Below are 19,024 nucleotides of genomic sequence, written 5' to 3' on the forward strand. Positions count from 1 at the left end.
CGGTATCCGCCACCTCAGCAGCCACCAGATCATCGAACCGGCGATCCAACTCGTCGGCCACCGCCCGCAACACCGCCGCCCGGTCCCGCTCAGCCATGCCGCCCCACGGACCACGCAACGCCGACCGCGCCGCCGCCACCGCCGCGCCGACCGTCGCAGAATCGGCCTCCGCCACCTCGAAAACCGTCTCCCCGGACACCGGCGACACCTTCGCAAACCGCTTCCCCGCGTCAACGAACCGGCCGCCGACGAAACTGCGCAGCAAACCGGGGCCGTCAGCGGCCGGCCGACCGGCGTACAGGTCGGGGTGCCACAGGGCTGGCGTCGGTGCGATGGCTGCCATGTTCTACCTTCCGTTGCCGGTGCGCGGGGATGTGTCGGGATCAGTCCGTGGTGGCGACGCCGCTGCCCTGGTCAGCGACCAGGGCCACGACGGCAGCGTCGACTGTCGCTTCGCCGGTCGCGGCGGCGGCTGCCTCATCCGTGGCGACCAGTACGGTGCTGCCGGTGCCGGCGTTCATCAGGTCGACGGCGACCCGCTGCGGCCCGCCCGGGTGCTCGCGAATCAGCACCAGGCGGCGTCCCTGAAGGGTCGCGACAATCCGGTCGGGCCAGACCTTGCCGAGCACTTCTGCGAGGATCATCAGCTGTCACCCTGCAGCGACGCCATAACGGCCCGGATCCGGGTCGACTCGCCCTCCTCCAGCAGCGCCGAGGTGGCCGGATGCGGCTTGGGGTAGATCTGCGAGCTGCGCAAATCACCGTGTTGGCGGATGGCAGCTTCCCCGGCTGACACTGCCTGCCGTACGGCTGCCAGGGTCCCCTGCACAGCGGCAGCGAGATAGCCGCTGGTGACCCGTTCGACGGCGATGCACCGTACGTCCGCAGTCTTGATCATGGCTTCGACCCCTGCGGAGAGGGCGACGATGCCCCGGGTCTCCACGATTCCGATCGCCTTCTCTGAGGACATGACACTTCTCCTTCTGGCTGTGTCGCCGGCAGGGCCGGCTCAGTTGCCGACGAGTCCGGGGGCGATGGCCAGCGCGGTGACTGCGTCGCAGGGGCTGGCGAAGACGATGGACCGGACCGGGCGGCCAGTCTTGGCTCGGGCGGTCTCCTCGCCGATGTCGACGGCTTCTTCCACGGTGGCGAGGTCGCCGCGGACCGCCACCGCGACGATTCCGCCGCCGAGGCGTACGACTCCGGTTACTTCGACCTCGGTCGCCTTGACCATGGCGTCCACCGCGTCAAAGATCGGAATAAATCCTTCGGCTTCGACGAATCCCGCAGCGGCGTTACGCATCGGGTTCCTCCTGTCGTTGGTGTTTCGGATGCCCGCTGGTCGGGCTGTCGGTCATGCGGTGCGGGCCGGCGCCGTTCATTCGGGTGCCGGCAGATTCCAGGACAGGACGGCAGCGCCGGTGCCCCACAGTGGTCCGTAGCTGTGCAGTTGCCCCGGGGCAGCGGCGACTCCGGTGCCGGCGAGGAAGGCGAATGCCCGGAACTGGCTGTCGGCCTGGGCCTGGCGGGCGTAGTCTTCGCGGACCGCGAGGACTTTGTCGGTGTCGCCGGCGGTCAGCATTTGCAAGATCCGTTCGTTCCACCGGTCGTGTGCCGGCTCGGCGATGCGGTCCTGGTCCGGCTCGATCCACTGCTGGATGAGGCCGGAGGACAGTCCGCTGACCACCACCACCGCCGCTCGGACACCGGCGTCACGGGCGGCTTCGGCACCGGCTCGGCCGACCCGGGCCAGGGTGTCGGCGTCGGCGTACAGGTTGCACGACACCTGCGCCCAGCGCAGGGTGCACTGCGGGTCGAGCAGCGTGGAGGTCACGATGGTCCCGGTGTCGATCGGGAAGCCCTGGTAACGGGTGCGTCGGGCCTGCATGCCGTCGGCGTCCACCCGGGCCGCCCAGCGTTCGGTGAACTCGACGTCGAAGCGCAGGTCGTAGCTGAGGTGGCCGTAGTCGTAGGCGTACCAGTTCTCGTCGGTGTGCGCCCCACGCGGGTTCGGGTCACACTGGAACTGGTGGCCGAGCACGGTGAACCACTGGGTGGACAGCAGCAGGACGACGTCCGGTTCGAGGGCGCGCAGCCGGTCGCCGACCGTACGGGCGGAGTCGGCCAGCGCCGCCCAGCTGGTGGCGGGCTTGTCGGCGAGCAGGTGCGGCATGCCGGGCAGCAGTACGCCGGCCTGGATTCCACGGTCAGTCATCGACGTTCTCCGGTGTCCACTCGACCACCGCGTTGCCGGTTCCGATGATCGTGCCGTAGCCGAGCACGTCACCGGCGATGTCCGGCCAGCCGAGCGCGGACAGCAGCCAGGTAAGGCTGCCGGCCTTCGTCTCGGACGCGGTGGCTTCGATGTGTTCGGGGATGAGTTCGCGCAGCCGGCTGGTCGGACCCTGGCGGATCGTTTCCAGCAGCTTCATGTCCCAGCGGTACTGGTGGTTGTTGTACGGGTGCTCGCGTTCCATGTCCTCGGGCAGCTGGGGTTCCTCGTGCCAGTGCAGGTGGGACAGGGAGTTGGAGGCGAGCAGCACGGCGCGTCGGCCGGTGTTCTCGATCGCCCGGCGGGTCGCCTCGCCGAGCACCTCCATCTGGCCGAGGGACGCCTCGGAGTAGAAGTACGGGTTGTTGTTTGCCGACAGCGACACCACCGGGATGTCCCAGTCAGGGTTGACCATGTGCAGTGCGCCGATGGTGGCGTAGTCGACCCGTACCCCGGGATCGCGCAGCTTGCTGGTGACCAGGCCGAGGTCGGCGGCTTCGTCGGCGATGGCCTCGGCGAGGGGTACGTCGGTGTGGAAGTCGTAGTGGTAGCGGAACAGATGCGGGAAGATCGGCTCGACGGAGACGCCGCGCGGGTTGGGCACGCAGTTCACGTGGTGGCCGACCATGGTGATCCAGTGCGGGGCGTGCACGATCAGCACGTCGGGCCGGTGCACGTCGCGGATCCGGCGGCGGAGTCGGTGGTACGCCCAGCGCAGCACTTCCCAGCCGCCTTGTGACCGGGGTTCGTTCTGCGGCGGGTTCTCGCCGTAGATCAGGTGCGGCGGGTGCGGGCTGAGGTAGCCGGCGACGATACCGGGTCGGCGGCCTGCCGGAGCGGGGCGGACAGCGTCAGCGGAGTCCGGCCGCCGGTTACGGGTCGTGGTGCCCCGGGTCGGTACGGGTAGTCGGAACACCTTGCTCATCGCGGTTCTCCTGTCAAGGCCGGGGCGTCGCGCAGGATCCGCAGCAGGCAGCGGTCACCGGGCTGGGTGCCGAGAATCCGCAGCCCGTCGTCATCGAGCGCGGCCTGGTGCCGAGCGACGCCGGGGTCGTGGCTTACCCAGGCACGCAGCGGTGCGGGGTGGGTGCCGTGCAGTTCGATCAGCATGTCGGCGGGCAGACCGTCGGCGGGGTTGGTGTAGACGAGGCGACGGCGGCCCCGCTGACCGGTGTAGGTTGGCTCGGCGGTGGTGGTGACCTGGTACCAGCGACGAGCGGCGCGGGCCTGGTCGCGGGCGGCACCGGTGGCCACTTCGTCGAGGAGACCGGTGTCGTCGCACACCACGCCGTAGCGGTCGAGGGCCTGGTCGGTGGTGAGATAGCCGGCTGCGACGTCGGCGGCCACCAGGTCGGGGTCGCGGGTGAGCGGGTCGCCCCAGCCGCCGCCGCCGGCTGATTCCATCACCAGTACGTCGCCTTCGCGCATCCGGTGTCCGGCTACCTTGCCGGGGGTGTCGAAGTCGATCCGCCGGCCGGCGCGGCGCAGATAGGTGGCGGTGGGGGCGCCGGGCGCGCCGGTGGACAGTCCGTACGGCGCGACGGTGGTGCGGTCGGTCTGCACCGAGTAGGCGCCGCTTGTGGCCAGCAGCCGGGTGGCCCGTCGGACACCGAGGCCACCGCGGTGCCGGCCGGCGCCGCCGGATCCGGTACGCAGCTCACAGGCTTCGACGAGGATCGGGATCTCGGTTTCCAGCCGTTCGACCGACTGGATCGTGGAGATGTCGCCGAGGTCAACGGGGTTCATCGCGCTCGGGCCGTCGGAGCCGAGGAAGCCTCCGTTGCCGCCGGCCGGGTAGTCGTAGTAGAGGTACGGCTGGCCGGTGTGTTCGTCGACGCCGCCGATCAGGTTCTGGAAGGTCGTACCGAACTGGTCGGCGGCGATCAGGTCCGGTGCGACCTGGCTGAGGGCGGCCATCACCGCGGAGATGACCCGCTTGCGGACCTCGCTGTGTGCGTTGGCCGGTGCCGGGTAGGTGACGTGTACGACGGTTCCCGGGTCGGTGCGCACGGTCAGTGGCCGGAAGGCGCCGTGGTTGACCAGCCCGCCAGGATCCAAGGCGGACTTGACGGCGATGAAGACCCCGGCGGTGGTCATCGCGAGCGACGAGTTGACGACGGCGGCGACCTGTGGAGAGGAGCCGCGGAAGTCGGCGACGAGTTGGTCACCGGTGACGGTCAACGCGCAGCGCACCAGTGCGGCGTCGTACTCGCCGTCGGTGTACAGGTCGAGGTAGTCCTCGTAGTGGTAGGTGCCGTCCGGCAGGTCGCGGATCTGGTCGCGTAGTCGCCGCTCGGTGCGGTCCATGTTGGCCTCGACGCAGCCGAGAATCAGGTCGCGACCGTACCGGTCGACGAGTTCGCGTAGCCGCCGCTGTGCGGTGTGGCAGGCGGCGATGCTGGACTCCAGGTCTCCCTGACGTTCGTCGGCCATCCGGACGTTGGCGAACAGGATCCGCATCGCGGCGATGTTGGGCTGGCCCGCGTCGACCAGTCGGATCGGCGGGACCCGCAGCCCTTCCTGCAGGATCTCGGTGGCCTTCCCGGAGACGCTGCCGGGTGTCATGCCGCCGATGTCGGCCCAGTGCATGCGGACGCAGGGGAACAGGAACAGCTCTCCCCCGACGAACACCGGGCTGATCAGGGTGACGTCGTTGAGGTGGCTGCCGCCCCGGTACGGGTCGTTGACCAGGTAGATGTCACCGGGCCGGAACTCGTCGCGGTAGTCGGCGAAGATCTCCTTCACCGATGCCGGCATCGCGATGACATGGCCGGGCATGTCGCGGCCCTGGGCGACCATCTCGCCGTCCGCGTTGAACAACGCGCACGAGAAGTCCTGCGCGTCGGCGATCACCGGGGAGTGCGCCGTGCGGAAGATCGTCTGGCGCATCTCCCGCACGATCGAGATCAACCCTTCGGTGACGATCTCGAGATCGATCGGGTTCAGGGACATGCGGGGCCTCGCAATGCTGACAGGGACGGGCACCTACCGGACGGACCATCACCAGGTGATGGACCATCATATGAGCCTTGTGTTATATTATGAACCTACCAACTTCAGGGATGGGAAGGCAAGATGTCGTCTGTCACCGACCCGGGCCGCGAGTCCGGCACCCAGGCGCTCGACCGCGCGCTGGCCGTGCTGCTCGCGTTCCGGCGCGACACCCCCGAACGCAAGGTCAGTGACGTCAGCCGGGAGCTCGGGCTGCACAAGTCGACCGCCAGCCGGTTGTTCCGGGCGCTCGCCGACGCCGGCTTCCTGCAGCGCAACGAGGAGACCGGCGCGTACCGGCTGGGAGTCACCGTGTTCGACCTCGGCGCCCGCTTCCTGGCCGGGCTCGACATGCACGCCATCGCCCGACCGCTGCTGCACCAGCTGGCCGAGGAGCAGGGCGAGTCGGTGAACCTGGCCATCCGCGACGGCCTGGACGCGATCTCGATCGACCTGGTAACCGGGTCGCACAGCCTGCAGCTGGTCTCCCGGCTGGGCCGACGCATCCCGTTGTGGTGCAGCGCCGCCGGCAAGGCGCTGTTAATCGACATGGACGACGACCAGGTCCGTGAGCTGCTGGCCGATGCGGCCTGGACCCGGCTGACCCGGCGTACGATCACCGACATCGACGTCTTCCTGGCCGATCTCGCCGGGGTGCGGGAACACGGCTGGGCGCTCAACGACGAGGAGAGCGAAGACGGCCTGCGAGTCGTCGGCGCGCCGGTGCGGGACCGGCTCGGCGCGGTGACCGCGTCGATCAGCGTCTCCGGCCCGATCTTCCGGCTGGACAGCCCGCAACGGGTCACCGCGCTCGCCGCCGCCGCGGTCCGCACCGCCGACGAGCTGTCCCGCCAGCTCGGCCACGGCGTCGGGCAGATCTGGGGCAGTTGACCGGCGACCGGCTCAGAAGTGCTGCTGCACGACATCCGGATCAACCTTCACGTGCAGCAGCACTGGCCCGGTCAGCGGCAGCAGCGCGTCGAACGCCGCCGAAACGGTTGCCTCGTCATGCGCCTGGTACGCGCTGACGCCGAGCGCGCCGGCCACCGCGGCCAGGTCCCGGTACGGAAAGCGGGCGATGGCCGGGTCAGCGCCGGCGGGTCGCAGCTTGCGCACCTCCGCCCCGTACGCGCCGTCGTCCAGCACGATCACCAGCACCGGGGCGCCGACCCGGGCCAGAGTGTCCAGCTCACCCAACGCGGTCAGCAGACTGCCGTCGCCCTCGAACGCCACCACCGGGCGGTCCGGTCGGCCGAGCGCGGCGCCGATCGCGTACGCCACACCGACGCCGATACTGCCGAACTCCCACGGCGCGACCAGCGACCGGTCCACCGCTGGCGAGTCCAGGTAGAGGTTGGGCCAGCCGCCGAAGTGGCCGACCCCGACGACCGTCGTACGGGGCAGCGGCAGCCGACGGGCGCAGATCGCCATCAGCCGGCGGGGGTCGACGTGCCGGGCGTCTGCGGGCTCCGGGCCGAGCTCGGCGAACGGGTCGGCGTCGCGAATCGCCCGGGCCAGCCGCAGCGTACGCCAGCCGGGCAGCTCCGGCCCGGGCCGCGCCGACTCCAGCGCCCCGGTCAGTGCCCGGGCCACCAGCGCCGCGTCGCCAACCAGCCCACCGTGCACCGGCCAGCGGGCACCGATCGCCGCCGGATCCCGGTCGACGCTGTACACCTGCGCGGCGCCGAACAACTGTCCGTGGTCGGCGGTCCACCGGTTCAGGCCGGCACCGAATGTCACGACGAGATCCGCCTCGCACAGCACGTCCCGGGTCAGCGGACGGGCCAGCCCACCGGCGACGCCGAGGGCGTACGGATGGCCCGCGAACAGGCCTGCGGCCATCAGGCTGGTGACCAGCACGGCTCCGGCGTGGTCGGCCAACGCGGTCAGCTCCGGTCCGGCGTGCACCGCGCCCCGGCCGGCGAGGATCACCGGGCGGCGGGCCCGACGCAGGCGGTGCGCCAACGCGGCGACCGCCGTCGGGTCGGGTGCCAGTGGCAGCGGTCCGGCCGGCGCGACAGCGGCCCCGAGCGGTACGGCCGGCCGGTCCCCGGCCGGCTCGTCCTGCAGATCCAACGGGATGTCGAGGACCACCGGCCCCGGTCGCCCCACGGCCTCGCGCACCGCGGCGGCGACGTCGCGCGAGACCGTCGACGCGCCGGTCATCGACACGAAGGCACCGGCGGTGGCCAGGGCGAACGGCTGCTGCGGAAAGTTCTGCACATGCAGCGGGTCACTCGCCGGGGTGTCCCCGGCGAGCAGCAGCAGCGGTGTCCCCGCGTGCCGGGCGATGGTCAACGCCGGGCCGGCGGCTGCCAGGCCCGGACCCTGGGTGACCGTGGCCACCGCGCACCGGCCGGTGACCCGCGCCCATCCGTCGGCCATCATCACCGCGGCGTTCTCGTTGCGGGCCGCCACGAACCGGACCCCGTGCCGGGCGACCAGGTCGGCCACCAGGAACATGTTCGCGTCGCCGAGCAGGCCGAACACGGTGTCCACCCCGTGCTCGACCAACACGTCCGCGATCGCCTGGTAGACCTTCACCGGTCCGCCCCCGGGTGCCGGTCCGCCTCCGGACGGCGGTACGGGCCGGCGGGACGCAGCGCGACGCTCAGCGCACCCAGATAGGAGTCGGTGGCCACTGCGTCGAAGCGCGGGCCGGCCAGCCGGGCAGTCCGTTTGGTCATCGACCGACCCAGCGCCGGCACCGCCAGCAGCCGGTGGGCCAGTTCGGTGCCGGCGTCGGTTACCCGGTCGGGCGGCACCACCTCGGTCACCAACTCCAGCTGGTGCAGCCGGGCCGCGTCGATCCGCTCGCCGAGCAGCAGCCAGCGTTTGGCCCGGTCGGCACCGACCAGGTCGGCGAGGATCGCCATGCCGCCCCAGGTCAAGGGGATACCAAAGCCCACCTCGGGGAACGTGAAGAAGCAGGTGTCGGCGGCGAGGCGCAGGTCGCTGGCCAGCCCGAGGATCGCCCCGGAGCCGATCGCCGGCCCGTTGAACGCGGTCACCGTGGTCTGCTCCAGGCGGTACCAGCGCTCGACCAGCTCGGCGGTGCGCCGCTGCACGCTCATCGTGGTGGCGGCGTCGAGGGTGGCCAGCTCAGCCAGGTCGGTGCCGGCGCAGAAGGCGGTGCCGGCACCGGTCAGCAGCACCACCTCGACGGTGTCGTCGCGGCCGAGGTCGTGCAGCACCTGTTCGAACTGCCCGAGCATGTCCAGATCGAAGCTGTTGCGCCGAGCGGTGCGGTCCAGGGTCACCACCGCTAGCCGCCCCGCACGCTGCAGGTGTACCGATGTCACGTCGCCTCCGATTGCAGTAGGGCGCGGTCGACCAGGGCCGCGGCGTGTCCGACGTAGCTGAGCGGATCGAGCAGCCGGGTCAGCTCCGCCTCCGGCAGAGCCGCCCTGACCTGCGGATCGGCGCGCAGCAGCTCGGCGAACGGCCGATCATGGTCGAGGCTGTCCCGCACGATTCGCATCACCAGGTGGTGCGCCTGTTCCCGGCCCAGTGGGCCGGCCAGGCGCAGCATCACGGACTCCGACAGCACCAGGCCGCCGGTGGTGGACAAGTTGACGCGCATCCGGGCGACGTCAACGCGGAGCCCGGCGAAGACCTCGTTGAGGCGCTGCAGTGCGCCCCCGACGAGGATGAAGCACTCCGGCACCAGCTTCCACAGCGCCATTCCGACGCCCATGTCCCGGTCGTCCTGGGACACCATCGTCTGCATCGCCAGCGGCACCTGCGCACGGACCGTGCCGGCCGCGGCGATGACCGCCTCGCAGCGGATCGGATTGCGCTTGTGCGGCATCGTGCTGCTGCCCACCTGGGTATCGCGCTGCAGCTCGTGTGCCTCGCCGATCTCGGTACGGCCGAGGAAGTACACCTCGCGAGCCAGCTTCTCGGCGGTGGAGGCGACCAGGCCGAGCAGGGTGAGACACTCCACCACCCGGTCCGGGGTGGCGTGCCAGGGGGTCGAGGCGACGCCCAACCCGAGCCGGTCGGCGACGGCGCGTTCGATGTCGAAGGCCCGTGGCCCGTAACCGGCCATGGTGCCGGCCGCCCCGCCCATGCTGACCACCAGCAACCGGGGCCGGAGCTGGGCCAACCGCTCCCGGTGGCGCTGCAGCTCGCTCTGCCAGACCGCGCAGCGCAGCCCGAACGTGGTCGGTAGGGCCTGCTGACCGTGGGTTCGGGCCGCCATCGCCGTGTCCCGGTGCCGCAGGGCGAGCCGGCGCAGTACGCGGATCAGCTCGTCGATCTGCCGGCTGACGATGTCCAGTCCGGCTCGGGCGCGCAGCACGAACCCGGTGTCCATGACGTCCTGGGTGGTGGCGCCGAGATGGACGTAGCGGCCGCCGTCGCCGGCCGCCCTGGTCAGGGCCCGTACCAGCGGCACCAGCGGATGCACGGTGTCGGCGGCGTCGGCGGCCACCGCAGCCAGGTCCAGCGACTCGACCCGGGCGGCAGCGGTAATCTGCGCCGCCGCTGCGGCCGGAATGACGCCCGCGTCGCCCTGGGCCCCGGCAAGTGCCGCTTCCACATCGAGCCACGCCTGCATCAGCTGCCGGTCGTTGAACACCCCACGCATCTCGGCGTTGCCGAAGAAGCTGGTCACCGTCAACGAGTCGAGGAAGCAGGAGCTGAGCGGGTTCACCGTGCCACCCCGTCGATCATGGCCGTGACCGCCCGCCGGTCCACCTTGCCCGACGGCAGCAGTGGCAGTTCCGTCACGACGTGCCAGTCGGTCGGCACCTTGTGCCGGGACAGGCTGCCTGCGGCGGCCGCAGCCAGTTCGGTGCAGCGCAGGGTCGCCCCCGGGGTGGCGACCACAACCGCGACCACCTCCTCGCCCCAGCGCGGGGACGCGACCCCGACGACGCACGCCTGCGCGACGCCCTCGCAGGTGAGCAGGAACGCCTCGACCTCGGCCGGGCTGACGTTCTCCCCGCCCCGGATGATCAGGTCCTTCACCCGGCCGGTCAGGGTCAGAGTGCCGTCGGCGGCGCGCCGGCCCAGGTCACCGGTGCGCAACCACCCCTGCGGGTCGTACGCCGCCCGGTTCGCCGCCGGATCGTCGAGATAGCCGGGGCTCACCGACTCGCCGCGGACCTGCAGCTCACCTTCTGCTCCGGCAGGGAGCGGCCGGGTCGACCCGCCCGCGTCCACCGCGACGATCCGGGCCCGCAACCCGGGGAGTACCCGCCCGACGGTGGAGCCGTCCGGTGGGCAGCTGCCGTCGTCGGGGTCGACGCTGATGGTCGGACCGGCCTCGGTCTGCCCGTAGACGACCGCCAACCGCCGCAGCCGCAGCGTGTCGCGTACCCGCGCGCGCAGTGCGGGTGGGCAGCTGGCACCACCGAGGAAGCCCAGGCGCAGCGCGGTCAGGTCCCACCGCCGGGGCTGCTCGTCGAGCCGGTCGGCGAGCATGGTCGCCATCGTCGGCACCAGTTGAACGACTGTGCACTGGTGCCGGTGCACGACGTCGAGCACGTCGTCGGGACGGAACCGCGGCACCGGGAACAGCTGCGCCCCGGTGACCGCCGCCAGCACCACGCCGCTGCTGAGGCCGGCGGCGTGGGCGAACGGCAACGGACAGCAGATCCGGTCGGCCGGGCCGATCCCGGCGGCCTGCGCCGTCCAGGTCGCGTTGCGGACCAGGTTCCGCCCGGTCAGGACGACCATTTTCGGGGTGCCCGTCGATCCCGAGGTGAACTGGACGTTCAGCGGGGCATCGGGGTCGTGGGCCGGCTCCGGTGGCGGCCCGGCCCAACCGGGCAGGCCGGCGAGTGCGTCACCGGCCTGGTCCGCCGGCAGGAAGGTGACCGGCCCGGTCGCCGCACGCCGGGCGGACGACGTCACGTCGCGGTCCCGGATTTCTCGCGCGGCGAACAGCCGGACCGGCCGGGTCCGACGCAACGCGGCGGCCAGCTCCGGCTCCGTCGCGGCGGGGTGCACGGTGACCAGGGCGGCTCCGCGCCAGGCCGCGGCGGCGAGCAGCACCAGCCAGGCGATGCTGTTCTCGGCCCACACGGCGATCCGGTCGCCGCGGCCGACACCGGCGGCGGCGAGCACGCTGGCGGTCCGGGCGGCGAGCGCCGCGTACTCGCCAGCGGTGACGGCGGGCCGGCCGGCGACGGCGAACAGCGGCCGGTCCGGCTGTCGCCGGGCCTGCCCCAGCAGCACGGCGTCGTACGCCGGCAGATCGACGGGAGCCATCAGGAGCGCTCCAGCAGCAGGTTCCCGTGCGGATCCACCCGCCCCCACCATCCGGCGCCGACCACTGTGGTGCTTCCGCTCTCCCGGACGACCGCCGGGCCGCTGACCCGTACGCCGGCGGTCAGCTCGCCACGCTGCCAGACGGCGGCATCGGTCCAGCCCTCCGGCCCCCACACCGGCAGGGTGCCGGGCTCGGGCGCCGGGCCGTCAGGTGGCGCGGCGAAGGTCACGGCGGGCTGTGGCCCGAACGCGGTGAGCCGGCAGTTCACGATCTCGGCCGGGTGCTCCGAACGCAGGTAGGCGTACCGCTCCTGGTAGGCGGCGTGGAAGGCGCGGATCAGATCGGCGGGTTCGTCGGGCAGCTCGTCCAGCGGCACGGCCAGGTCGAAGCTCTGGCCACGGAAACGCATCCCCATCGACAGCCGGAAGGTGACCTGGTCGGCCTCCACCGCGTCCTCGGCCTTGAGCTGGTCGCGGGCGGCCGCTTTCAGCTCCTCGACCAGCCCGCGGGCCGTCGCCAGGCCGGCGGAGTCGGCGGGGACCAGCGCGGTACGGACGTAGTCGTGACGGGCCCGGGCGGCGACGAAGCCGAGCGCCGAGAAGTTTCCCGGCACCGGTGGAACCAGGACCCGTGGGATTCCCAGCTCGTCGGCGAGTGCGGTGGCGTGCATCGGTCCGGCGCCGCCGAACGGCATCAGCACGAATTCCCGCGGGTCGTGGCCGCGGGCCACCGAGATCTCCTTGATCGCGCTGGTCATCTTGACCGTGGCCAGGCGAAGGATGCCGTACGCGAGTTCGGTCTCGGTCAGGCCGTCACCGAGTTCGGCGGCCAGCCGCCCGAGAGCGGCACGCGCCGCGTCGAGCTGCGGGGTGACCTCGCCGCCCAGCCGCCCGTGCGGGTCGAGATGGCCGACCACCAGGTGGGCGTCGGTGGTCGTCGGTTCCACGCCGCCCCGGCCGTAGCAGGCCGGACCGGGATCGGAGCCGGCGCTGCGCGGGCCGACCCGCAGCTCGCCGCCCCGGTCGCGCCAGGCGATCGAGCCGCCACCAGCACCGATCGTGTTGATCTCGATCTGGAAGGTCCGGTTCGGATGCCCGGCGATGGTGCCGTGGTTGGTCATCAGCGGCACGCCGTCCTTGATCAGGCAGACGTCCGTGCTCGTGCCGCCGATGTCGCAGGTGATGACGTTGTCGAAGCCGGCCAGGCCGGCGACGTACGCGCTGGCCGCCACGCCGCCAGCGGGGCCGGACAACGCGAGGTTGATCGGCAGCCGGCCGGCCTGGTCGGTGGAGACCACGCCGCCGCTGCTGGTCATGATCGCTAGCGGGTGGCGGTAGCCGCTGCCGGCCAGGGTCGAGCCGAGGCCCGACAGGTACGCGCTGACCGGCCCTCGGACGCTGGCGTTGAGCACGGTGGTGGCGAACCGCTCGTACTCGCCGTGTTCCGGGACCACTTCGGCGGAGATGCTGCAGGCCAACTGCGGGTGGCGACGGCTGATCCGGTCGGCGGCGGCCCGCTCGTGCCCGGCGTTGCGGTAGGAGTGCAGGAAGCAGATCGCGACGGCGGTGGCCCCGGTGGCGGCCAGCCGGTCGGTCACCTCGTCGAGACCGGTCATGTCCAGCGGGACAGCGATGTCGCCGGCGGCAGTCACCCGTTCCTGAACGGTGTGCCGCATCCGGCGTGGGGTGAGCGCCGGGCGGGCGGCCTCCTTGACGCTGTACAGGCGGGGGCGGTGGCCCAGGCCCATCTCCAACACGTCCCGGAAACCCTCGGTGGTGACTACCGCGACCGGTTCGCCGGCACCTTCCAGCAGGGCGTTGGTGACCCTGGTGGTGCCGTGTACGAACCGCTCGACGTCCGACAGGTGGACGTCGAGCTTGGTCAGGCCGTCGAGGATCGCCGCCGCCGGGTCCGCCGGGGTGGACAGCGTCTTGGCCTCGGCGAGCCGGCCGGTGGCCGGTTCGTACACGATGACATCGGTGAAAGTTCCGCCGATGTCGACGCCGATGCACAGCATGAGGGAACCTTTCGGTCAGATGGGTCACGTCACCGGGGCGGGTACCGACTGCGTCGACCCGCGCCCCGGAACCCGAACCGGTCAGAAGGTGACGCCGTAGCGGCGCAGGCTGGCGCGGGTGACCGTGCGCAGCACCCAGTCGAACAGGTAGCCGAGCAGGCCGAGGGCGATGATGCCGACGAACACCCACTCGGTCTTGGCGTAGTTGCGGGCGGTCCAGATCAGCGAGCCGAGGCCGCTCTGCGCCGCGACGATCTCCGCGGAGACGATGGTGAGGAACGAGTTGCCCATCGCCAGCCGGGCGCCGGTGACGGCGTACGGCACCGTGGCGGGCAGGATCACCGAGGCCAGGGTGCGAACCGGCCCGGCGCCCAGCGCCCGAGCCGCCCGCAGCTTCAGCTCGTCGACGGCGAGCACCCCGGCAAGGGTGTTCAGCGCCACGATGAAGACCGTGGTGTAGAAGATCAATGCGATCTTCGAGGCCTCACCCGGGCCGAGCCAGATGATCGCCAGGGTGACGAAGGCGATCGGCGGCACGAACCGGAAGAACTGGATGTACGGGTCGAGCATCAGCCGCAGCAGCCGGCTGCGGCCCATCAGCAACCCGACCGGCACCCCGATCAGTACGCCCAGCCCCCAGCCGCTGAGGATGCGTTGGCTGGACGCCCAGACGGAGTCCCACAGCGTCCCGTTGGTCGCCAGCTCCACCGCCCCCTGCCCGGTCAACCGGGGTGAGGGTAGGAAGAACGCGGTGTAGTTGCGGCTGACCAGATCCCAGATGAGCAGGCCGAGCAGCACCGACAGCACCGACAGCACGACGCGGGTGTGCCGACGCCGGCCGGCGAAGCGGCGTGGGCGGGGCCCCGCCGCGCGAGCGGCCGGTGGACGTTGCACATCGACGGCCATCAGCCGCCCCCTCCGTTCAGGCCGTGCCCGTCGTCCAGACCCTGGGCGCGCAGGGTCTGGGCGACCTCGGTGCCGATGTCCTCGCGCAGCACACGGAACAGCCCGGCGGCGGCCGGATCGGTCAGCTCCCGGGGCCGGGGCAGGTCCACCGGGTACACCTGCTTGATCCGGGCCGCCGGGCCTGCGGTCATGGTGACGATCCGGTCGGCGAGCAGGATCGCCTCGCCGATGTCGTGGGTGACGAACAGGATGGTGGGCCGGGACTGGCGCCAGATGCGGTCGAGTTCGGCCTGCATGACCAGCCGGGTCTGGGCGTCCAGCGCGCCGAACGGCTCGTCCATCAGCACCACCGACGGTTCGTTCGCCAGCACCCGGGCGAGCTGGGCCCGCTGGCGCATGCCGCCGGATAGTTGGCTGGGGAACCGGTCGCCGCTGTGGCTGAGGCCGACCATGGTCAGGTAGCGGTCGACGATCCCGGCCCGCTGCGCACGCGGCACACCCCGCATCCGGGGGCCGAACGCCACGTTCTGGCGTACGGTCAGCCACGGGAACAGGGCCTCGGCGCTCTGGAACACCACGCCCCGGCTGACGTCCGGGCCGGTAACCGGCGCGCCCGCGCACAGCACCTGCCCGGCGGCCGGCCGGACGAACCCGGCGATCGCGTTCAGCAGGGTCGACTTGCCACAGCCGCTGGGACCGAGCAGACAGACGAACTCACCACCGGCGATGTCGAGCGTCGCCCCGGCGACCGCCTCGAAGTCGTCGAAGCGGATGTCGACGTCGCGGACCTGCACCGGGGAGCCCGCCGGACGGGAACCGGATTCCGGTCCCCGTCCGGCGGAGGTGGCGGCCGTCCGCCCGGTCACGCCACGCCCCGGATCATCACCTCGGCCGGGTCGGCCGGGTCGGACACGATCCCGCTGTCCTGCTGGAACTGGGCGATCTCGGCGTAGCGCTGCAGGTCCTCGTCGGTGAAGTCGCGGACCTGGCACTGCACGCCGTCGAGCAGTTCGACGGCCTCGGCCGCAGGTACCTCGATGGCATTCTCGGTAGCGGTGCCGGCGACCTGCGGATCGGCGGTGATCTGCTCACATGCCTCGCCGATCGTGTCCACCAGGGTGGCGGCGGCCTCTTGGTTGGCCTCGTACCAGGCTCCGTCCACCCCGATGATCAGGTTGTAGACGTAGCCGACGTCACCGCTGGTGAGCAGGATCTTGCCGCCGCCCTCGACACCGCGCGAGGGCCACGGCTCCCACATGATGTAGCCGTCGATGTCGCCGCGCTGCAGCAGCGCCGGCATCTCCGCTGGCGAGGAGGTGACGAACTCTACGGCATCGCGGCTGATGTCGTAGCTGTCGAGGATCTTGTTGGTGGCGTACTCGTTGACCGTTCCGGTCACCACGCCGTACCGCGAGATGTCTGCGACCTCGCCGATCTCGTCGCGGACCACGAGCTTGATGAAGTCGGGCGACTGGGAGAAGACCGCAACGCCCTTGACGTCGCCCCGGGTGGCTCGGTTCAGCAGGCTCGACTCGGTACTCGCGGTGACCTGACCCTCGCGGGCGAGGATCGCGTCGAGGCCACCGGTGCCTTCCTGGTACTGCGTGACGGTGACGTCGATCCCGGCCTCGGCGAACAGGTTTTGCTGATCGGCCAGGTAGATCGGCGAGTACGCGGGATCGACGCCGACCCCGAAGTCGATGGTCGTCGTCTCGGCCGGTGTGCCGGGTTCACTACCCGGGTCCTGATTCTCGGCACAGGCCGCGGCGACGGCGGTGACCAGCAACGCGGCGCCGACCACCCGCAAGGTACGCAATCTCATGGCTAACCCCAGTTCATTGCGACTCATATTGTGGTTCTAGGTTCTTATTCTGAGACGCTACTGGGCACCACGAGAGGCGTCAAGGGTGCGACCAGGCCGGCGAACGGAGCCCTTCAACGAACGAAGGTCACCTCGAGTAGTCAGAACGGGAAACAGATGCCCAGTTCAGGCCATCGAACGCCGCAGAAACTCGACGGGCCACTACCGAGAGTACCTAGCTGGTGGAGACTCACCACCCGGCCTCGATGTGGAACCGGAGCTTCGGTAAGGCTACCCTTCATGGAACCCGGGACTCGCCGACCGACGACGAGGAGTAGCCCATGACCGACCTCGCTGAACTGCCGGTGACTGTGCCCGGACCAGAACCGCGCGAAATCCGACCTACCGGAAATGCATCCCGGCTACGGACCCGGGCCCTGCGGCTCGGGTACGGCCACCAGGTGGTCGTCCCGCACCTGGACCTAGACATCGTCGACGGATCGGTCACCGCGATCGTCGGGCCGAACGGCTGCGGAAAATCGACCTTGCTCCGCGCCCTTGGCCGGCTGCTGCGGCCCACCGCCGGGGAGGTACTACTCGACGGCGAGCGAATCCAGCGGTTGCCGACCCGGGAGGTCGCCCGCCGACTCGGCATCCTGCCGCAGGCTCCGACCGCGCCCGACGGGCTCACCGTGGCGGACCTGGTCGCACGTGGCCGCCAGCCGCACCAGACCTGGCTGCGCCAGTGGTCCCGGGCCGATGAGGAGGTCGTCGCCCAGGCACTGGCCTGGACCGGCCTCAACGACCTGGCCGAACATCCGTTGGACACGCTCTCCGGCGGCCAGCGGCAACGGGCCTGGATCTCCATGGCGCTCGCCCAGGGCACCGACATCCTGCTGCTCGACGAGCCGACCACCTATCTCGACCTGGCGCACCAGATCGACGTACTCGAACTGGTGGACCGGCTGCACCGGGAGGGCGGCCGCACCGTGGTGATGGTGCTGCACGATCTCAATCTCGCCGCGCGCTACGCCCGACATCTGGTCGCGATGAAGGACGGACAGGTGCTGGCCAGCGGTGCACCGGGCGAGATCCTGACTCCAGAGCTGGTCCGGGAGGTGTTCGGGCTGCGGGTGATGGTCATCGAGGACCCGGCCAGCGGCACCCCGCTCGTCGTCCCACTCGCCGCAGGCGCGGCCCGCGCCTCCACCATGGATCAGAAATCTATTCCGGTGGTTCGTGCCGTTACGCCCTGACGGGTCGGGTCGAGGGTACTGTTTGGCCGGGAACGCGCACCGACCGAAAGAGAGACCCTCCATGGCATACCCCGTGGTCACCACTGGTGACGTCTCCCGGCTGCTGGACGACCTGGTGGACCGGGTGCCGCAGGCGCAACAGGCGGTGGCGCTCTCTCCCGACGGCATCCTTCTGGCCTGCTCCAAAGGGGTCGACCACGAACTGGGCGAACAGCTGTCCGGCCTGGTGGCGGGTCTGCGCGCCCTCGCCGTCGCGGTCGGTCAACACGCCGACACCGGCCGGGTGCGACAGATCGTCGTCCAGATGGGTACGGCGTTCCTGTTCATCGCCGCGACACCCGGTGGTGCCATCATCGCAGCCGTCTTCGACGCCGGCTCCGACATGGACTCGGTGGCCTACGAGGTGGCACTGTTTGCCGGCCGGGCCGACCGGCACCTGCCGGCGTTCCCCGCGCCGGAGGAGGCCCCGGATGCTGCCGTCCGCACCGCTCAGGCGCTCCTGCACGGCGGCGCACCGACGCTCGGCGCGCATGCCGCTGAACGACAGGACCTTCCGACGCGCCGCTGAGCCGGCCAGCGCCGTTCACCAAGGCGGAGCCCCGACCGGCGGGGAAGCCTGGTTACCGTCGGGTCACCGCGAGGTCGGCGACCCCGGCGGCGGCGTCGATGTCATAGCGGTCGGTGGCCTCATCCCAGTCCGTCGAGCTCACCGACTCGCCGCCAGCGACCCCGTCGCGCCGCTCGCCGTCCAGGTCGACGCTGCCCGCGCCGGAGCCCAGTCGGATCCGCACCGGCGTCCGCTCCGGCAACTCGATCCGCCAGGTGCTGACGCCGCCGGACATCCGGACGCCGACCGTGCCGGACGGCTCAGGCAGCGCCAGGTCCAACGCGCTGGCGCCACCTGCGACGTCCACCTGGGAGACCCGGGCACCGGTCAGATCGACCCGGGTGCTGGTCGCCCCGCCCACCACCCGGACCGACCAGAGCAGATCGCTGTGGACAGTGACTCGCAGCTCGCCGGCACCGTCGTACCCGGTACCGGTCAGTCCGACCCGGACCACGCCGTCGGCGGTGGTCACCTCCGGCGCGGCCGCACCGCCGACCGGAGTCTCCGCCCGCAGCAGCTGATCACCGAGGTCGGCGGCTACCACCTGAATCCCTGGTGCGCTGTCGGGGATCTCCAGCCGCGCCTCGGTCCACCCCTCGCGCGGTGTCTGCACCGTCCACGCCACGTCGCCGTCGGTAGCCGGGCGTGAGCCCACTGCGTTCACCACCGCCGCCACGATCGTCGCCGCCACCAGCAGGGCGGCGATGACGGCGACGGCGATCAACGCCCGGCGCGAGGTCCCGAATGGCGTGCCACCCGGCTGGTCGGTGGACGGTTCGTTGCTGGCTGCGGTCGGTCGCACGGCTCCCCATTCCAGTTCCTGCCCGCCCGTGGCGCGGCGAGTTTCTGCGGCCCGTCGATGCGGCGGACGGTGCCCCTGCTACCCGGTTGCGGGACGGGGCAATCTTAGGCCCGCCGGCCGGGCCGGACCGCAAGCCCGGTCACCAGCCCCAC

The 19,024-nt window shown here is 71.3% G+C and carries 19 protein-coding genes; 3 read left to right on the forward strand and 16 right to left on the reverse strand.

What is annotated here, in order from left to right; translation table 11 throughout:
• The 7 genes from ACFHWU_RS19855 to ACFHWU_RS19885 all read right to left on the reverse strand — a co-directional run.
• The coding region (locus ACFHWU_RS19855; RefSeq protein ID WP_416591251.1) for an aldehyde dehydrogenase family protein at positions 1-343 on the reverse strand (343 nt) is incomplete at its 3' end.
• A gap of 40 nt (positions 344-383) precedes the next feature.
• Entirely contained in the window at positions 384-644 is a 261-nt protein-coding gene (locus ACFHWU_RS19860; protein WP_416556359.1) for a EutN/CcmL family microcompartment protein, read from the reverse strand.
• Positions 644-970 (reverse strand): BMC domain-containing protein, encoded by a 327-nt coding sequence (locus ACFHWU_RS19865; protein WP_416556360.1) that lies wholly within the window; start codon positions 968-970, stop codon positions 644-646. The genes ACFHWU_RS19860 and ACFHWU_RS19865 overlap by 1 nt, the downstream gene beginning before the upstream one ends.
• Positions 971-1,009: 39 nt before the next feature.
• Positions 1,010-1,303 (reverse strand): BMC domain-containing protein, encoded by a 294-nt coding sequence (locus ACFHWU_RS19870; protein ID WP_416556361.1) that lies wholly within the window; start codon positions 1,301-1,303, stop codon positions 1,010-1,012.
• A 75-nt stretch (positions 1,304-1,378) separates the two neighbouring features.
• A complete protein-coding gene (locus ACFHWU_RS19875; protein WP_416568816.1) occupies positions 1,379-2,215 on the reverse strand; it encodes a 2-amino-5-chlorophenol 1,6-dioxygenase subunit alpha in 837 nt (278 codons plus the stop codon).
• Positions 2,208-3,197 carry a tRNA U-34 5-methylaminomethyl-2-thiouridine biosynthesis protein gene (locus ACFHWU_RS19880; protein WP_416556363.1) on the reverse strand — a complete coding sequence of 330 codons (990 nt, stop codon included), beginning with the start codon at positions 3,195-3,197 and terminating at the stop codon, positions 2,208-2,210. The genes ACFHWU_RS19875 and ACFHWU_RS19880 overlap by 8 nt, the downstream gene beginning before the upstream one ends.
• Positions 3,194-5,224 (reverse strand): hydantoinase B/oxoprolinase family protein, encoded by a 2,031-nt coding sequence (locus tag ACFHWU_RS19885; protein ID WP_416591252.1) that lies wholly within the window; start codon positions 5,222-5,224, stop codon positions 3,194-3,196. Before ACFHWU_RS19885 ends, ACFHWU_RS19880 begins: the two co-directional genes overlap by 4 nt.
• A gap of 123 nt (positions 5,225-5,347) precedes the next feature.
• Here ACFHWU_RS19885 and ACFHWU_RS19890 point away from each other — a divergent pair, with 123 nt between their 5' ends.
• Positions 5,348-6,154, forward strand: coding sequence for an IclR family transcriptional regulator (locus ACFHWU_RS19890; protein ID WP_416556365.1), 807 nt, complete (start codon positions 5,348-5,350; stop codon positions 6,152-6,154).
• 12 nt (positions 6,155-6,166) lie between these two features.
• Here ACFHWU_RS19890 and ACFHWU_RS19895 read toward each other — a convergent pair whose 3' ends face one another.
• The 8 genes from ACFHWU_RS19895 to ACFHWU_RS19930 form a co-directional block, all read right to left on the reverse strand.
• Complete coding sequence (locus tag ACFHWU_RS19895; RefSeq protein ID WP_416591253.1) at positions 6,167-7,807, reverse strand: thiamine pyrophosphate-binding protein; 1,641 nt, start codon at positions 7,805-7,807, stop codon at positions 6,167-6,169.
• Positions 7,804-8,565, reverse strand: a complete 762-nt coding sequence (locus tag ACFHWU_RS19900) for an enoyl-CoA hydratase/isomerase family protein (RefSeq protein ID WP_416591254.1) — start codon at positions 8,563-8,565, stop codon at positions 7,804-7,806. The genes ACFHWU_RS19895 and ACFHWU_RS19900 overlap by 4 nt, the downstream gene beginning before the upstream one ends.
• Positions 8,562-9,920 carry an adenylosuccinate lyase gene (purB, locus tag ACFHWU_RS19905; protein ID WP_416591255.1) on the reverse strand — a complete coding sequence of 453 codons (1,359 nt, stop codon included), beginning with the start codon at positions 9,918-9,920 and terminating at the stop codon, positions 8,562-8,564. Before purB ends, ACFHWU_RS19900 begins: the two co-directional genes overlap by 4 nt.
• Positions 9,917-11,482 carry a class I adenylate-forming enzyme family protein gene (locus ACFHWU_RS19910; RefSeq protein ID WP_416591256.1) on the reverse strand — a complete coding sequence of 522 codons (1,566 nt, stop codon included), beginning with the start codon at positions 11,480-11,482 and terminating at the stop codon, positions 9,917-9,919. The genes purB and ACFHWU_RS19910 overlap by 4 nt, the downstream gene beginning before the upstream one ends.
• Positions 11,482-13,500, reverse strand: a complete 2,019-nt coding sequence (locus ACFHWU_RS19915) for a hydantoinase/oxoprolinase family protein (RefSeq protein WP_416591257.1) — start codon at positions 13,498-13,500, stop codon at positions 11,482-11,484. Before ACFHWU_RS19915 ends, ACFHWU_RS19910 begins: the two co-directional genes overlap by 1 nt.
• Positions 13,501-13,581: 81 nt before the next feature.
• Entirely contained in the window at positions 13,582-14,406 is an 825-nt protein-coding gene (locus tag ACFHWU_RS19920; RefSeq protein WP_416556371.1) for an ABC transporter permease, read from the reverse strand.
• On the reverse strand, positions 14,406-15,272 hold the full coding sequence (locus ACFHWU_RS19925) for an ABC transporter ATP-binding protein (protein ID WP_416556372.1): 867 nt from the start codon (positions 15,270-15,272) through the stop codon (positions 14,406-14,408). The genes ACFHWU_RS19920 and ACFHWU_RS19925 overlap by 1 nt, the downstream gene beginning before the upstream one ends.
• Positions 15,269-16,228: an ABC transporter substrate-binding protein gene (locus ACFHWU_RS19930; RefSeq protein ID WP_416591258.1), complete on the reverse strand. Its 960-nt coding sequence runs from the start codon at positions 16,226-16,228 to the stop codon at positions 15,269-15,271. Before ACFHWU_RS19930 ends, ACFHWU_RS19925 begins: the two co-directional genes overlap by 4 nt.
• A 320-nt stretch (positions 16,229-16,548) precedes the next feature.
• Here ACFHWU_RS19930 and ACFHWU_RS19935 point away from each other — a divergent pair, with 320 nt between their 5' ends.
• Both ACFHWU_RS19935 and ACFHWU_RS19940 read left to right on the forward strand, forming a co-directional pair.
• Positions 16,549-17,463 (forward strand): ABC transporter ATP-binding protein, encoded by a 915-nt coding sequence (locus ACFHWU_RS19935; protein ID WP_416591259.1) that lies wholly within the window; start codon positions 16,549-16,551, stop codon positions 17,461-17,463.
• A 61-nt stretch (positions 17,464-17,524) separates the two neighbouring features.
• Positions 17,525-18,031: a roadblock/LC7 domain-containing protein gene (locus tag ACFHWU_RS19940; protein ID WP_416591260.1), complete on the forward strand. Its 507-nt coding sequence runs from the start codon at positions 17,525-17,527 to the stop codon at positions 18,029-18,031.
• Between the two features lie 52 nt (positions 18,032-18,083).
• Here ACFHWU_RS19940 and ACFHWU_RS19945 read toward each other — a convergent pair whose 3' ends face one another.
• Positions 18,084-18,872, reverse strand: coding sequence for a hypothetical protein (locus ACFHWU_RS19945; RefSeq protein WP_416556376.1), 789 nt, complete (start codon positions 18,870-18,872; stop codon positions 18,084-18,086).
• Between the last annotated feature and the right edge of the window lie 152 nt (positions 18,873-19,024).

The sequence above is a fragment of the Micromonospora sp. LOL_015 genome (assembly GCF_048060275.1).
Lineage (GTDB): Bacteria > Actinomycetota > Actinomycetes > Mycobacteriales > Micromonosporaceae > Micromonospora_E.

Bases quoted from the DNA above. Each gene is read 5' to 3' on its own strand.
- ACFHWU_RS19940 (WP_416591260.1), top strand. From the start codon at position 17,525: ATGGCATACCCCGTGGTCACCACTGGTGACGTCTCCCGGCTGCTGGAC.
- ACFHWU_RS19885 (WP_416591252.1), bottom strand. From the start codon at position 5,224: ATGTCCCTGAACCCGATCGATCTCGAGATCGTCACCGAAGGGTTGATC.
- ACFHWU_RS19880 (WP_416556363.1), bottom strand. From the start codon at position 3,197: ATGAGCAAGGTGTTCCGACTACCCGTACCGACCCGGGGCACCACGACC.
- ACFHWU_RS19870 (WP_416556361.1), bottom strand. From the start codon at position 1,303: ATGCGTAACGCCGCTGCGGGATTCGTCGAAGCCGAAGGATTTATTCCG.
- ACFHWU_RS19860 (WP_416556359.1), bottom strand. From the start codon at position 644: ATGATCCTCGCAGAAGTGCTCGGCAAGGTCTGGCCCGACCGGATTGTC.
- ACFHWU_RS19915 (WP_416591257.1), bottom strand. From the start codon at position 13,500: ATGCTGTGCATCGGCGTCGACATCGGCGGAACTTTCACCGATGTCATC.
- ACFHWU_RS19890 (WP_416556365.1), top strand. From the start codon at position 5,348: ATGTCGTCTGTCACCGACCCGGGCCGCGAGTCCGGCACCCAGGCGCTC.
- ACFHWU_RS19935 (WP_416591259.1), top strand. From the start codon at position 16,549: ATGACCGACCTCGCTGAACTGCCGGTGACTGTGCCCGGACCAGAACCG.
- ACFHWU_RS19910 (WP_416591256.1), bottom strand. From the start codon at position 11,482: ATGGCTCCCGTCGATCTGCCGGCGTACGACGCCGTGCTGCTGGGGCAG.
- ACFHWU_RS19920 (WP_416556371.1), bottom strand. From the start codon at position 14,406: ATGGCCGTCGATGTGCAACGTCCACCGGCCGCTCGCGCGGCGGGGCCC.
- ACFHWU_RS19930 (WP_416591258.1), bottom strand. From the start codon at position 16,228: ATGAGATTGCGTACCTTGCGGGTGGTCGGCGCCGCGTTGCTGGTCACC.
- ACFHWU_RS19875 (WP_416568816.1), bottom strand. From the start codon at position 2,215: ATGACTGACCGTGGAATCCAGGCCGGCGTACTGCTGCCCGGCATGCCG.
- ACFHWU_RS19865 (WP_416556360.1), bottom strand. From the start codon at position 970: ATGTCCTCAGAGAAGGCGATCGGAATCGTGGAGACCCGGGGCATCGTC.